This window comes from Pseudomonas sp. B21-021 (genome assembly GCF_024749205.1).
In the GTDB taxonomy this organism is placed as follows: domain Bacteria; phylum Pseudomonadota; class Gammaproteobacteria; order Pseudomonadales; family Pseudomonadaceae; genus Aquipseudomonas; species Aquipseudomonas paraglycinae.
In genome coordinates this window covers 1,238,703-1,252,275 of the sequence record NZ_CP087192.1, presented here as the reverse complement: position 1 = coordinate 1,252,275, position 13,573 = coordinate 1,238,703, and the positions used below count along the sequence as shown (strand labels likewise).

Annotated in this window: 11 protein-coding genes; 4 read left to right on the top strand and 7 right to left on the bottom strand. The window is 63.0% G+C overall.

What is annotated here, in order from left to right:
- Positions 1–16: 16 nt before the first annotated feature.
- From LOY31_RS05425 to LOY31_RS05395, 7 genes are all read right to left on the bottom strand, one after another.
- Positions 17–1,027 (bottom strand): chemotaxis response regulator protein-glutamate methylesterase, encoded by a 1,011-nt coding sequence (locus tag LOY31_RS05425; protein ID WP_007954689.1) that lies wholly within the window; start codon positions 1,025–1,027, stop codon positions 17–19.
- The gene (locus tag LOY31_RS05420) at positions 1,024–3,315 is read right to left on the bottom strand and encodes a hybrid sensor histidine kinase/response regulator (RefSeq protein WP_221532932.1); all 2,292 of its coding nucleotides are present in this window, start codon (positions 3,313–3,315) and stop codon (positions 1,024–1,026) included. The genes LOY31_RS05425 and LOY31_RS05420 overlap by 4 nt, the downstream gene beginning before the upstream one ends.
- Positions 3,312–3,995 carry a chemotaxis protein CheW gene (locus LOY31_RS05415; RefSeq protein ID WP_127797036.1) on the bottom strand — a complete coding sequence of 228 codons (684 nt, stop codon included), beginning with the start codon at positions 3,993–3,995 and terminating at the stop codon, positions 3,312–3,314. The genes LOY31_RS05420 and LOY31_RS05415 overlap by 4 nt, the downstream gene beginning before the upstream one ends.
- Positions 3,992–5,269, bottom strand: a complete 1,278-nt coding sequence (locus LOY31_RS05410) for a protein-glutamate O-methyltransferase CheR (protein ID WP_221532933.1) — start codon at positions 5,267–5,269, stop codon at positions 3,992–3,994. The genes LOY31_RS05415 and LOY31_RS05410 overlap by 4 nt, the downstream gene beginning before the upstream one ends.
- On the bottom strand, positions 5,266–5,802 hold the full coding sequence (locus LOY31_RS05405; protein WP_085748077.1) for a chemotaxis protein CheW: 537 nt from the start codon (positions 5,800–5,802) through the stop codon (positions 5,266–5,268). The genes LOY31_RS05410 and LOY31_RS05405 overlap by 4 nt, the downstream gene beginning before the upstream one ends.
- On the bottom strand, positions 5,802–7,424 hold the full coding sequence (locus tag LOY31_RS05400; protein WP_085609165.1) for a methyl-accepting chemotaxis protein: 1,623 nt from the start codon (positions 7,422–7,424) through the stop codon (positions 5,802–5,804). Before LOY31_RS05400 ends, LOY31_RS05405 begins: the two co-directional genes overlap by 1 nt.
- 259 nt (positions 7,425–7,683) lie before the next feature.
- Complete coding sequence (locus LOY31_RS05395; protein ID WP_085609164.1) at positions 7,684–8,406, bottom strand: tellurite resistance TerB family protein; 723 nt, start codon at positions 8,404–8,406, stop codon at positions 7,684–7,686.
- A 176-nt stretch (positions 8,407–8,582) separates the two neighbouring features.
- Here LOY31_RS05395 and LOY31_RS05390 point away from each other — a divergent pair, with 176 nt between their 5' ends.
- The 4 genes from LOY31_RS05390 (at position 8,583) to LOY31_RS05375 (ending at position 13,572) form a co-directional block, all read left to right on the top strand.
- Entirely contained in the window at positions 8,583–9,497 is a 915-nt protein-coding gene (locus tag LOY31_RS05390; RefSeq protein ID WP_007954670.1) for a LysR family transcriptional regulator, read from the top strand.
- Between the two features lie 99 nt (positions 9,498–9,596).
- On the top strand, positions 9,597–11,084 hold the full coding sequence (locus LOY31_RS05385; protein WP_258712942.1) for a gamma-aminobutyraldehyde dehydrogenase: 1,488 nt from the start codon (positions 9,597–9,599) through the stop codon (positions 11,082–11,084).
- Positions 11,085–11,166: 82 nt separating this feature from the next.
- Positions 11,167–12,318 (top strand): putative ABC transporter substrate-binding protein YdcS, encoded by a 1,152-nt coding sequence (gene ydcS / locus LOY31_RS05380; RefSeq protein ID WP_221532934.1) that lies wholly within the window; start codon positions 11,167–11,169, stop codon positions 12,316–12,318.
- Positions 12,319–12,534: 216 nt separating this feature from the next.
- The gene (locus LOY31_RS05375) at positions 12,535–13,572 is read left to right on the top strand and encodes an ABC transporter ATP-binding protein (protein WP_221532935.1); all 1,038 of its coding nucleotides are present in this window, start codon (positions 12,535–12,537) and stop codon (positions 13,570–13,572) included.
- The last annotated feature ends 1 nt before the right edge of the window (position 13,573 follow it).

Here is a 13,573-nt window from a genome sequence, read left to right as displayed (position 1 = left end):
TTGCGGATGGATGTGTTCATTTGGGGAAAATCTCCAGCAATCGTGGCGCTATCTTTTCCAGTGGACGGATTTCTACGGCCGCGTCGATGGCTGCGGCAGCCTTGGGCATGCCGTACACCGCACTGCTCTGCTGATCCTGCGCGATGGTCAGGTAACCCTGTTGGCGCATGAGCTTAAGCCCTTGAGCCCCGTCGCGTCCCATCCCTGTCAATAAAACCCCTACTGCGTCACCGTTCCAGTAATTGGCAACGCTTTCGAAAAACACGTCGATCGAGGGGCGGTAGATCTCGTTGACCGGCTCGGCGGTGTAGGCCAGCGTGCCGTTCTTGAGCAAGCGAATATGGTGGTTGGTGCCGGCCAGCAGCACCGCGCCGGCCTGCGGCGGTTCGCCTTCGCGGGCCAGACGCACATCCAGGCCGCTGGCGCTGGCCAGCCATTCGGCCATGCCGGCGGCAAACACCTGGTCGACATGCTGCACCAGCACGATGGCCGCCGAAAAGTGGCGTGGCAGGCCTTTGAGCAAGACCTCCAGCGCCGCCGGGCCACCGGCCGAAGAACCGATCGCCACCAGTCGCTGGCGCGAGGCGGTACTGCGTGGTGTCGCAGGTGCCGGGCGCGAGCGGGCGGTTTTCTCGCCGATCAGCCAGCCGATATTGAGGATCTTGCGCAGCAGCGGCGCCGCTGCTTCCTGAGGATTGCCACCGCCGATGGCCGGGGTGTCGACAACATCCAGCGCGCCGTGGCCCATGGCTTCGAACACCCGGTGCACGTTCTGCTGGCGGTCCACGGTGACGATGACGATCGCGCACGGGCTCTCGGCCATGATCCGGCGGGTGGCCTCGACGCCGTCCATCACCGGCATGATCAGGTCCATCAGGATCAGGTCCGGAGTGTTTTCCGCGCACAGGCGCACCGCTTCGGCGCCGTTGCTGGCGACCCACACCACCTGATGCGCCGGCTCGAAGGCCAGCGCACGACGCAGGGCCTCCACCGCCAGAGGCATGTCGTTGACGATTGCGATCTTCATGCCCGCGCTCCTCCGATGAGCTCAACCACCGCGTCGAGCAGGGCGTCGTCATGAAAACTGGCCTTGGCCAGATAATAGTCGGCGCCGGCGTCCAGTCCACGGCGGCGATCTTCCTCGCGATCCTTGTACGACACCACCATCACCGGCAGCGATTGCAGACGGTTGTCGCGGCGCAGCAGCGAGACCAGTTCGATGCCGTCCATGCGCGGCATGTCGATGTCGGTGATCAGCAGATCGAAGTTCTCTGAGCGCAGGGCGTTCCAGCCGTCCATGCCGTCCACCGCGACGGCCACGTCGTAGCCGCGATTGAGCAGCAGCTTGCGTTGCAACTCGCGCACGGTCAGCGAATCGTCGACCACCAGAATCCGTTTGCGCGCGGCTTCTGCGGCCTGATGGCCGTGACGCGCGATGCGCTCCAGACGCCCGGTGTTGAGCAGTTTGTCCACCGAACGCAGCATGTCTTCGACGTCGACGATCAGCACCACCGAGCCATCGTCGAGCAAGGCACCGGCGGAAATGTCCTGCACCTTGCCCAGCCGCTCGTCCAGCGGCAGCACCACCAGCGTGCGCTCGCCGATGAAGCGCTCGACCGCCACGCCGTAGATTGCATCGCGCTCGCGGATCACCACGACTTTCAGCGTATCGCCGCTGTTCTGACTGGCCGGACGTTGCAACAACTGACTGGCCGCGACCAGACCGACATGTCGGCCTTCGTGCCAGAAATGCTGGCGCCCTTCGACCTGCACGATGTCCTCCGGCGCCAGATCGCACATGCGCTCGATGTGCGCCAGCGGGAACGCGTAGGCCTCGTCGCCGACTTCCACCACCAGGCTACGTACCACCGACAGGGTCAGCGGCACTTCCAGATGGAAGCGACTGCCCTCGCCCGCCGTCTGCTCCAGCACCACCGCACCGCGCAACTGGCGGACCATGTGCTGAACGGCGTCGAGGCCGACGCCACGGCCGGACACTTCGGTGACTTTGTCGCGCAGGCTGAAACCCGGCAGAAAAAGGAAAGTCAGCAGTTCTTCTTCACTCAACTGAGCGGCGGTTTCCGCTGGCGACAACTGGCGTTCAACGATGCTGCGGCGGACCTTCTCCAGATCCACACCGTTGCCGTCGTCGCTCAATTCCAGCACTAGCAGACCGGCCTGATGCGAAGCACGCAGACGGATCAGGCCTTCTTCGGACTTGCCTTTGAGCAGGCGTTCTTCCGGGGTTTCGATGCCGTGATCGACCGCGTTGCGCAGCAGGTGCGTGAGCGGTGCTTCGAGTTTTTCCAGCACATCGCGGTCGACCTGAGTCTTCTCACCCTCGATCTCCAGCCGCACCTGCTTGCCGAGACTGCGACCGAGGTCGCGCACCATCCGCACCTGCCCGGACAGCACATCGGCGAACGGTCGCATGCGGCAGGCCAGCGCGGTGTCATAGAGCACTTGCGCGCGCTGACTCGCTTGCCAGGCAAACTCGTCGAGTTCGGCGTTTTTCTCTGCCAGCAGTTGCTGGGATTCGGCGAGCAAACGCCGCGCGTCTTCCAGTGCCTCTTGAGCCTCAAGGCTCAGGGCGTGTTCCTTGAGATGAACGTTAAGACTTTCCAGCGCTCGCAGGCCGTTGTTCTGCATGCGCTTGAGACGCTGCATGGTGGCCAGGTGCGGTTTGAGGCGCTGAGTTTCCACCAGGGACTTGCTCGACAGATCGAGCAGGCTGTTCAGGCGTTCGGCGGTGACCCGCAGCACTCGCTCGCCACCTTCGGTGGTGCGCTTGCTCTTGCGCGGCGCGGGTTCCGGCTCGGCAACCTCAACGGGAATTTCAACCGGGGTTGGTTCAACCACCGGCGGCTGAAGCTGCAACTCCGCCATCACTGGAGCACTCGGAGCGGCGGGCACCACGGCCGGTGCCGTCGGATCGAGCAAACCGCCCATCAACGCCACGTAAGCCTCGATGTCCGCCGGCTGCGGGCCATTGGCCGGGGTGGCGATGCGCATCAGCAAATCGGTGCCCTGCAACAACGCGTCTATATGTTCCGGGCGCAGGAACAACCGCCCTTCCTGAGCGCTGACCAGACAATCTTCCATCACATGGGCGACGCTGACGCCGCTGTCGATGCCGACGATCCGCGCCGCGCCTTTCAGCGAGTGCGCCGCACGCATGCACGACTCGAGCTGATCGGCCTGGGTCGGGTTGCGCTCCAGCGCCAGCAGCCCGGCGCTGAGCACCTGGGTCTGGGCTTCGGCTTCGAGGCTGAACAGCTCGAGCAAGGAGGCGTCGCGCATTTGCTCGGGGGTCATGTGAGGCTCCGGGACACGGCGGACAACAGCTGTTCTTCATCCAGCCAACGCAGGCTGCGACCTTTGAAAGGCAGCACGCCTCGGGTGTATTTGGCGCTGGCCTGTGCGCCGGAACGTGACGCGGCATCGAGGATTCGCTCGTCGATGGCGTGAATCCCGTCGACTTCGTCCACCGGCACCACCACCGGCCCGCCCTGGGCCGAGATGATCAGCATGCGCGGCATGATTCGCGCGCCGGTCGCCGGGGCTACGTTGCTGTCGAGGTCGAGCAGTTCGACCAGCGACAGACACGCCACCAGCGCACCGCGCACGTTCGCCACGCCGAGCAAGGCTCGGGAGCGCTGGTGCGGCAGCGAGTGAATCGCCTGCAACGGCGCAACCTCCACCAGACTGCGGGTGGCCAGGCCGAGCCATTCTTCGCCGAGGCGGAACATCAATAGCGAACGGGTCTTCAGCTCGGCTTCGACCTGGGTCGCCACCGGATCACGCTCATCCTGCTGCAACGCATAGCGGTCGAGCAAACGCGTGGCCGCGGCGGAATACACCGAGCAATTGCGGCAATGGATGTGCTCGCCCAGCAGCGGACAGGACTTGTCGCCGTGGATGCCGATGCGATTCCAGCAATCGTCGATGGCCCGGGCGTCTTCGTGGGTGACGTTCAAGGTGTCGGACGGGATCATCGTTTACGCTCACTGTCGGCGGTGCGGTCGCTGCGGGCGGCGCGCTCCTGCAATCGTCTGGCGCCGGCCGTGTCGCCCTGGGCCTGCAGCAATGCAGCCAGGTGCATCAAGGCTTCGGGGTGTTGCGGTTCGAGGTACAGCGCCTTGCGGTAAAAGCCCTGGGCTTCGAGGGCGCTGCCGGCGACATCGCTCAGCAGGCCGAGCCAGTAAAACACCTGGGCCACCGGCTCATGACTGCGCAAATACTGTTCGCACGCGGCCCGGGCCTCGGCACTTTTGCCTTCGTTGGCCAGGGCGGCGATGTTGGCCAGCAACGTCGCGGCGTCGGGATTAGTGCTTTTAGCTGTCGCCGGCATCGGCGTCACGCCAGCAAACGGACGATTGCGCACCGGCGGCGGTGGCGTGCTGCGCACCGGTTGGCGCACAGGCAACGGCACCGGAATCGCGGTCGGCATCGGCAACGGTTCGAGCTGCGGCTCGCTATGACGACTGAAGGCGAATGACTGCGGAATCCCGATCGAACGCATGCCCAACCGCCCGAGCAGGCTGCCCTCGGCCGGGCCGATAAACAGCACGCCATCGACATGGGTCAGGCGCTTCAGCACTGCGAACACCTGCTGTTGGGTTGGCTGATCGAAATAGATCAGCAGGTTGCGGCAGAACACGAAATCGAACGGCGGCTCGTTGACCAGCAATGAAGGATCAAGCACGTTGCCGACATGCAGGCGCACCTGCTCGCGGACAATTTCATTCACCCGATAGCCTTCGTTCTCGGCGAAAAAATGCCGCTCACGAAAGTCCAGTTCCTGGCCGCGAAATGAGTTCTTGCCGTATAGCGCGCGCCGCGCCTTGTCCACTGACAAGGGGCTGACGTCCATGCCATCGACTTTGAATTGATGGGGCTTGAGGCCCGCATCGAGCAAGGCCATGGCAATCGAATAGGGTTCTTCCCCGGTGGAACACGGCAGGCTGAGGATGCGCAGCGCACGCATGTTGTTCAGTTCGCCCAGACGTTTGCGCGCCAGTTTGCCGAGGGTGGCGAAGGATTCCGGGTAACGGAAAAACCAGGTCTCGGGGACGATCACCGCTTCGATCAGCGCCTGCTGTTCATCCCGCGAGCCTTGCAGCGTCTGCCAGTACTCATCGGCATTCACCGTTTGCGACAGGGTGATGCGCTGGCGCACGGCCCGCTCGATGATCGCCGGCCCGACCGAGGCGACGTCAAGGCCGATGCGTTCCTTGAGGAAGTCGAAGAAGCGCTGGTCGCTGCTCATGGCTGCTCCTCAAGCCGCGCCGGGTCCAGCGGCGGTGTCGGGAACAACAGCGTACGCACCGACTCGTCAAGCAAGTCGTTGACCCGCACCCACTGCACCAGCCCTTGCGCGTCTTCACGCACCGGGCCGAGGTACGGCGCCTGACGATTGTCGAGGCCGTACGGCTGAAAATCATCCGGGTTGCAACGCAGGGTATCGGTGGCCTGTTCGAGGATCAGGCCCAGCCATTGCGAGGGTTGCGAGTCATCCGCGCGGTAATGCACCAGCACCAGTCGCGTGCTGGTGCGCGCTTCCGCAGGATGGCCGAAGGTCAGGGCACTGAGGTCGATCACCGGCACCACCGTGCCGCGATAGGCAAACACTCCCGCCACCCAGTGCGGCGCCCGGGCAATCGGCTTCAACGGCAGGCGCGGCAGCACTTCGGCCACTTCCGTGGCACGCAAGGCGTAGCGTTCGCTGCCGATGCGAAACAGCAGGAACAACGCCTGCTTCGCCACCGGTGCAGCGCTGCGTTTGGCGGTGATTTCGCTCATCAGACTTTGAATCGCGAAACGCCGCTGCGCAGGCCCACGGCCACCTGGCTCAGTTCGTCGATGGCGAAACTGGCCTGACGCAACGACTCGACCGTCTGGCTGCTGGCATCACCCAGCTGCACCAGCGCGTGGTTGATCTGCTCGGCACCGGTGGCCTGGGCCTGCATGCCCTCGTTGACCATCAACACCCGCGGCGCCAGCGCCTGCACTTGATGGATGATCTGCGACAGCTGCTCGCCGACCTGCTGCACTTCGGCCATGCCGCGACGCACTTCCTCGGAGAACTTGTCCATGCCCATCACCCCGGCGGACACCGCCGACTGGATCTCGCGGACCATCTGTTCGATGTCGTAAGTCGCGACAGCGGTCTGATCCGCCAGACGCCGAACTTCAGTGGCGACCACGGCGAAACCGCGACCGTATTCACCGGCCTTCTCCGCTTCGATCGCGGCGTTCAGGGACAGCAGGTTGGTCTGGTCGGCGACCTTGACGATGGTCACGACCACCTGATTGATGTTGCCGGCCTTCTCGTTGAGGATCGCCAGTTTGGCGTTCACCAGATCCGCCGCGCCCATCACCGAGTGCATGGTGTCTTCCATGCGCGCCAGGCCTTGCTGCCCGGAACCGGCCAGCACCGAGGCCTGATCGGCGGCGGTGGAGACTTCGGTCATGGTACGCACCAGATCACGGGAGGTCGCCGCGATCTCGCGGGACGTCGCGCCGATTTCAGTCGTGGTGGCGGCGGTTTCGGTGGCGGTCGCCTGTTGTTGCTTGGACGTAGCGGCGATCTCGGTCACCGACGTGGTGACCTGCACCGACGAGCGCTGGGCCTGGGACACCAGCGAAGTGAGCTCGGTCATCATGTCGTTGAAGCCGGTTTCCACGGCGCCGAACTCGTCCTTGCGGTCGAGGTTCAGGCGGCTGCTCAGATCGCCGGTGCGCATGATGTCGAGGATCTGCACGATGCGGTTCATCGGCGCCATGATCGCGCGCATCAGCAGCAGACCGCAGAGGCCGGCCGCCAGCACGGCGATCAGCAACGAGATGAACATGCTGACCTTGGCCGCCGATACCGCTTCGTCAATGTTGGCCATGGCCTGATCGGCGACTTTCTTGTTCTCGCCAATGATGTCGTTGAGTTTCATCCGGCCGCTGTACCAGGTCGGCGTCAGTTTCTCATTGAACAGCTTGACCGCATCGGCTTCCAGATTGCGCTTGTGCAGGTCCAGAACCGAGTTCTGGATCTGCATGTAAGCGTCGTGATACTTCTCGAAAGCAGCGAATTCGTTACGGTCTTCATCCGTCGCCATAGTGCTGCGGTAGTTGGCCATCTGCTCCTGCAAGCGGGTTTCGAACGCCTTGTAGTCCGCCGCATCTTCAGTGCTGATGCCCTCGCCCTGCTTGAGGCCGAGCAACTCCTGGGTCTGCAGATAACTGTCGACCCACGCGCCACGAATCATCGAGCTGTAATAGACGCCGGGAATCGCGTCGTCACGGACGCTGTTTTCACTGGCTTCGATCTTCAGCAGCCGCGAATACGAGACGACCACCATCAGCAGCATGATGGCGATAATCACCGCAAAGCTCGCCAAAATGCGTTGGCGCAACGTCCAGTTCTTCACAGTCAGTCCTCGGGGCGGGTCGAAATGCGGGGGAGTATAGCTGAGGGCGGTGTTTCATTTATAAGACGGTTTGCCGCGCTCAGGCCTTTCGGTCATGAAACGCGATGGGCTCTGGACTGGGACTTTCCGGCAATCAGCGGTCAGCGTGCCAGTGACGCAATGGCAAAAAGGGGCGATGGATTGGCCATTTCAACTGCCGCAACGAAAGAACCCGCCATCCTGTGCGGGATCGCGGGTTCTGATATCGCTGACAGCGGCTTCACTGGGTAGCTACACGGACCTGCTTCTCCAGCTCCACCTTCAACCCCGGCTCCAGCTTCAACTGCCGCGCCAGTTCATCCAGATAGCTCTTCTCCATGAAGTTTTCCTCATCCACCATCATCACGCTCGCCACGTACATTTCGGCGGCCATTTCCGGCGTGCTCGCCGCGCGGGCGACGTCGGTGGGGTCGAGGGGTTTGTTGAGTTCGGCGTGGAGCCAGTGTTTGAGCTCCTGATCGTTGTCGAGTCTGGTGAATTCGCCTTCGATCAATTGGCGTTCGCGGTCGTCGATGTGGCCGTCGGCCTTGGCGGCGGCGACCAGGGCCTTGAGGATGGCCTGGCTGTGTTGTTCGACCTGGGCGGGTGGCAGGCGATCAAGGGTTTGCGGCTCGCTTTGTGGGGCGGTGCCTTTCTGGGCGTTCCAGTTGCCGTAGGCTTTGTAGGCGATCACGCCCAGTGCGGCGAGGCCACCGTAGAGGGCGACTTTACCGCCAACCTTGCGGGCCTTTTTGCTGCCCAGCAGCAGGCCCATGGCGCCGGCCGCCAAAGCACCGCCGCCTGCGCCTGACAGCAAACCACCGAGTGCGCCATTACTGGAAGATCCGCCCAGCAAGCCGCCCAGACCACCGGCCGCCGGTTTGTTCTGCGCCCCGCCCGCCTTGTTCTGCAGCAGATCCTGGCCGGACTTGAGGAGTTGATCGAGCAATCCACGGGTGTTCATGTTCCGTCTCCAAACAGGGGTTATCCGGATCAATAAGGCCTTCAGCCTAGTTCGAAAGTGCCCGTCACTTGGGCGCAAGTGTGCTTCCAGATGTTGCCTGAACCACAGCAGCCCTTCGTAAAAATAGATATACACTCGAGGCAATCTATAAAAACCGCCCACCGGGTAATCCTTCCATGATGACCTTGCGTCAGATCCGCCATTTCATCGCCGTGGCCGAGACCGGCTCGATCTCCGCCGCCGCGCAAACCGCGTTCATTTCCCAATCGACCCTGACCCTGGCTATCCAGCAACTGGAGGAAGAAATCGGCGTCAGCCTGTTCAATCGCCACGCCAAGGGCATGACGCTTACCCATCAGGGACACCAGTTCCTGCGCCAGGCGCACCTGATTCTGGCGACCGTGGACAACGCCAAACGCAGCCTGCAACAGAGCACCGATCAGGTCGCCGGGCAGTTGATCGTCGGGGTGACCAGTCTGGTGGCCGGTTATTACCTGGCGGATTTGCTCACCCGTTTCCAGCGCGCCTACCCCAATGTCGAGATCCGCGTGATGGAGGATGAACGGCCGTACATCGAGCATCTGCTGGTCAGCGGCGAGATCGATGTCGGTGTGCTGATCCTCTCCAACCTCGAAGACCGCCACGCCCTGCAGACCGAAGTGCTGACCCACTCGCCGCACCGGCTGTGGTTGCCGGCCCAACATCCGCTGCTGGAACACGACAGCATCAACCTCGCCGATGTCGCCCGGGAGCCGCTGATTCAACTGAACGTCGACGAGATGGATCGCAACGCCCAACGCCTGTGGCGCGGCGCGGGACTGCAACCGAAGATCACCCTAAGAACCGCGTCCACCGAGGCAGTGCGAAGCCTGGTAGCGGCGGGTCTCGGCGTCTCGATCCAACCCGACATGACCTACCGCCCATGGTCATTGGAAGGCGACATCATCGAAGCCCGGCCGATTGCCGACCTCAACCAGACCCTCGACGTCGGCCTGGCCTGGCGTCGCGGCACCGCCCGCCCCGCGCTGGTCGATCCCTTCCTGACCGTTGCTCGCGAACAGCCGCACGGCGGACGCAAGCCATCTATTTAATCGAATGCCACCTTCAGTATTTAGAATTTGTCGACCCCGGAGCCGCGCACTAGTCTTGCTGCATCTATAAGACGGTCGGCTCCCGGAACAGGGAGCAACATGGCCATACAAGAAAAGAGATCACGGAAAATGGCTGGCGCGCAGACCCACATGCACACCGCGTTGCTGATCGACGGCGAACTGGTCGCCGGTCAGGGTTTTGTCGAGCCGATCCTCAACCCGGCCACCGGCGAAGTCCTGACCCAGATCGCCGAAGCCAGCACCGAGCAAGTCGAAGCCGCCATCCTCGCCGCCCACCGCGCCTTTGCCGAGTGGTCGCGCACCACCCCGCAACAACGCTCGAACCTGCTGCTGGAAATCGCCAACGCCATCGAAAAACACGCCGACCACCTCGCCCGCCTCGAAGCCCTGAACTGCGGCAAGCCGCTGCACCTGGCGCGTCAGGACGATTTGACCGCCACCGTCGATGTATTCCGCTTCTTCGCCGGCGCCGTGCGCTGCCAGACCGGCCAGCTCAGCGGCGAATACGTGCCGGGCTACACGAGCATGGTGCGCCGCGACCCGATTGGCGTCGTCGCCTCAATTGCGCCGTGGAACTACCCGATCATGATGGCCGCGTGGAAGATCGCCCCGGCCCTCGCCGCCGGCAATACACTGGTGTTCAAGCCGTCCGAGCACACGCCGCTGTCGATTCTGGCGCTGGCGCCAGCGCTGGCCGAAATCTTGCCGCGCGGGGTGATCAACATTGTCTGCGGTGGCGGCGAAGGCGTCGGCAGTCACCTGGTTGGCCATCCGAAAGTGCGCATGGTGTCGCTGACCGGCGATATCGTCACCGGCCAGAAAATCCTCCAGGCCGCCGCCAAAACCCTCAAGCGCACCCACCTCGAACTCGGCGGCAAGGCCCCGGTGATCGTGTGCAACGACGCCGACATTAAAGCCGTGGTCGAGGGCGTGCGCACTTATGGCTATTACAACGCCGGGCAGGACTGCACGGCGGCTTGCCGGATCTACGCCCAGGCGGGGATTCACGACAAGTTGGTGGCCGAACTCGGTGCGGCGGTCAGCAGCCTGCGCTTCGCCGGCAAACGCGATGCGGATAACGAAATCGGCCCGCTGATCAGTACCCGCCAGCGCGACCGCGTGGCCAGTTTCGTCGAGCGCGCCCTCGGTCAGCCGCACATCGAACGAGTGACCGGTGCGGCCGTGCATTCCGGTGCCGGGTTCTTCTATCAGCCAACCCTGCTGGCCGGTTGCAAACAGAGCGATGAAATCGTCCAGCGCGAAGTGTTCGGCCCGGTGGTGACCGTGACCCGCTTCGATGAACTGGCGCAAGCGGTGGACTGGGCCAACGACTCGGAATACGGCCTCGCCTCGTCGGTGTGGACGCAGAACCTGGACAAGGCGATGCAAGTCGCCGCGCGCCTGCAATACGGCTGCACCTGGATCAACAGCCATTTCATGCTGGTCAGCGAAATGCCCCACGGCGGGCTGAAACGCTCCGGTTACGGCAAAGACTTATCCAGCGATTCGCTACAGGACTACAGCGTGGTGCGGCACATCATGGCCCGCCACGGCCAGCATCTCTGACTACGCTAATAACAAGCCGACCACGGCATGCTTCACCGCGTTCACAACTGCCCCGACCATAATTTGAAGAAGAGGGTTCACCATGTTCGTGCACAAGACCGCACTGCTCAGTGCAATCACCACGGCCCTGCTGGCCAGCGCCAGCCTGCAGGCCGCCGAGCCGCTGAAAGCCGTCGGCGCCGGCGAAGGCCAGCTGGATATCGTCGCCTGGCCCGGCTACATCGAACGCGGTGAAAGCGACAAGGCCTACGACTGGGTGACCGGTTTCGAGAAGGAAACCGGCTGCAAGGTCAATGTGAAAACTGCCGCCACCTCTGACGAAATGGTCAGTCTGATGGCCAAGGGCGGTTACGACCTGGTGACAGCGTCGGGCGATGCCTCGTTGCGGTTGATCGTCGGCAAGCGTGTGCAGCCGATCAACACCGCGTTGATCCCGAACTGGAAATCTCTCGACCCGCGCCTGAAAGACGCGCCGTGGTACGTGGTCAGCAATCAGACCTACGGCACCCCGTACCAGTGGGGCCCGAATGTGCTGATGTACAACACCAACGTGTTCAAGACTGCGCCGACCAGCTGGAACGTGGTGTTCGACGCGCAGAACCTGCCTGACGGCAAGCCGAACAAGGGCCGCGTGCAAGCCTACGACGGCCCGATCTACATCGCCGACGCGGCGCTGTACCTGAAATCCACCAAGCCTGAGCTGGGGATCAAGGATCCGTATCAACTCACTGAAGATCAGTACAAGGCTGTGCTGGAACTGTTGCGCGCCCAGCAGAAGCTGATTCACCGCTACTGGCACGACACCACGGTGCAGATGAGCGACTTCAAGAACGAAGGCGTGGTCGCGTCCAGCGCCTGGCCGTATCAGGTAAACGGCCTGATCAACGAGAAACAGCCGATCGCGTCGACCGTACCGAAAGAAGGCGCCACCGGTTGGGCCGACACCACCATGCTGCACGCCGAGGCCAAGCACCCGAACTGCGCGTACAAGTGGATGGACTGGTCGCTGCAGCCGAAAGTCCAGGGTGATGTGGCGGCGTGGTTTGGCTCGTTGCCGGCGGTTCCGGCGGCGTGTCAGGGCAGTGAATTGCTCGGCGCTGAAGGCTGCAAGACCAACGGGTTCGATCAGTTCGACAAGATCGCCTTCTGGAAAACACCGCAGGCTGAGGGTGGGAAGTTTGTGCCTTATAGCCGGTGGACGCAGGACTACATTGCGATTATGGGCGGTCGCTGACACGCCGCTCTAGCCCGATCGTTCCCACGTCGAGGCGTCGAACCGTCCGCGTGGGAATGCATCACCGGACGCTCCGCGTCCATTCGCATGAGCTGACGCAGAGCGTCACGGGCTGCATTCCCACGCAGAGCGTGGGAACGATCAATTCGAATACTGTTTTTCAGAAGTCCAGGCAGGGCCGCTGCGACGACCCTCGCCTTTTCGGAGCACCGCACCATGACGCTTGCAGTCCAGTTCACCAACGTTTCCCGGCAGTTCGGCGAAGTGAAAGCCGTTGACCGGGTTTCCATCGACATCCAGGACGGCGAGTTCTTTTCCATGCTCGGCCCTTCCGGTTCGGGCAAGACCACGTGTCTGCGCCTGATCGCCGGGTTCGAGCAACCGAGCGCTGGCTCGATCCGCATTCACGGCGCCGAAGCCGCCGGTCTGCCGCCCTATCAACGCGACGTAAACACGGTGTTTCAGGATTACGCGCTGTTCCCGCACATGAACGTGCTGGACAACGTTGCCTACGGCCTGAAGGTCAAAGGCGTAAGCAAAACCGAGCGCCACAAACGCGCCGAAGAAGCGTTGGACATGGTCGCCCTCGGTGGCTACGGCGCCCGCAAACCGGTGCAGTTGTCCGGCGGTCAGCGCCAACGTGTCGCCCTCGCCCGCGCCCTGGTCAATCGTCCGCGTGTGCTGTTGCTCGACGAGCCGCTGGGCGCCCTCGACCTGAAGCTGCGCGAACAGATGCAGAGCGAACTGAAGAAGCTGCAACGCCAGCTCGGCATCACCTTCATCTTCGTCACCCACGACCAGACCGAAGCGCTTTCGATGTCCGACCGCGTGGCCGTGTTCAACAAGGGCCGCATCGAACAGGTCGACACCCCGCGCAATCTGTACATGAAACCCACCACCACGTTTGTCGCTGAATTCGTCGGCACTTCGAACGTGATTCGCGGCGATCTGGCGCGTCAGCTCAGCGGCCATCCGCAGCCGTTTTCGATCCGCCCTGAACACGTGCGTTTCGCCGAAGGCCCGCTGGCCAGCCATGAGATCGAAGTCACCGGCCTGCTGCATGATATCCAGTATCAAGGCAGCGCCACCCGCTATGAACTGACCCTGGAAAACGGCCAGACCCTGAGCATCAGCCAGGCCAATAATCAGTGGATCGACAGCAGCGCGCAGCACCAGACCGGTCAGCGCATCAGTGCGCGCTGGGCGCGGGAAGCGATGATTCCGCTGCACGACACCGTTGCGAGCGGGGTGTGAC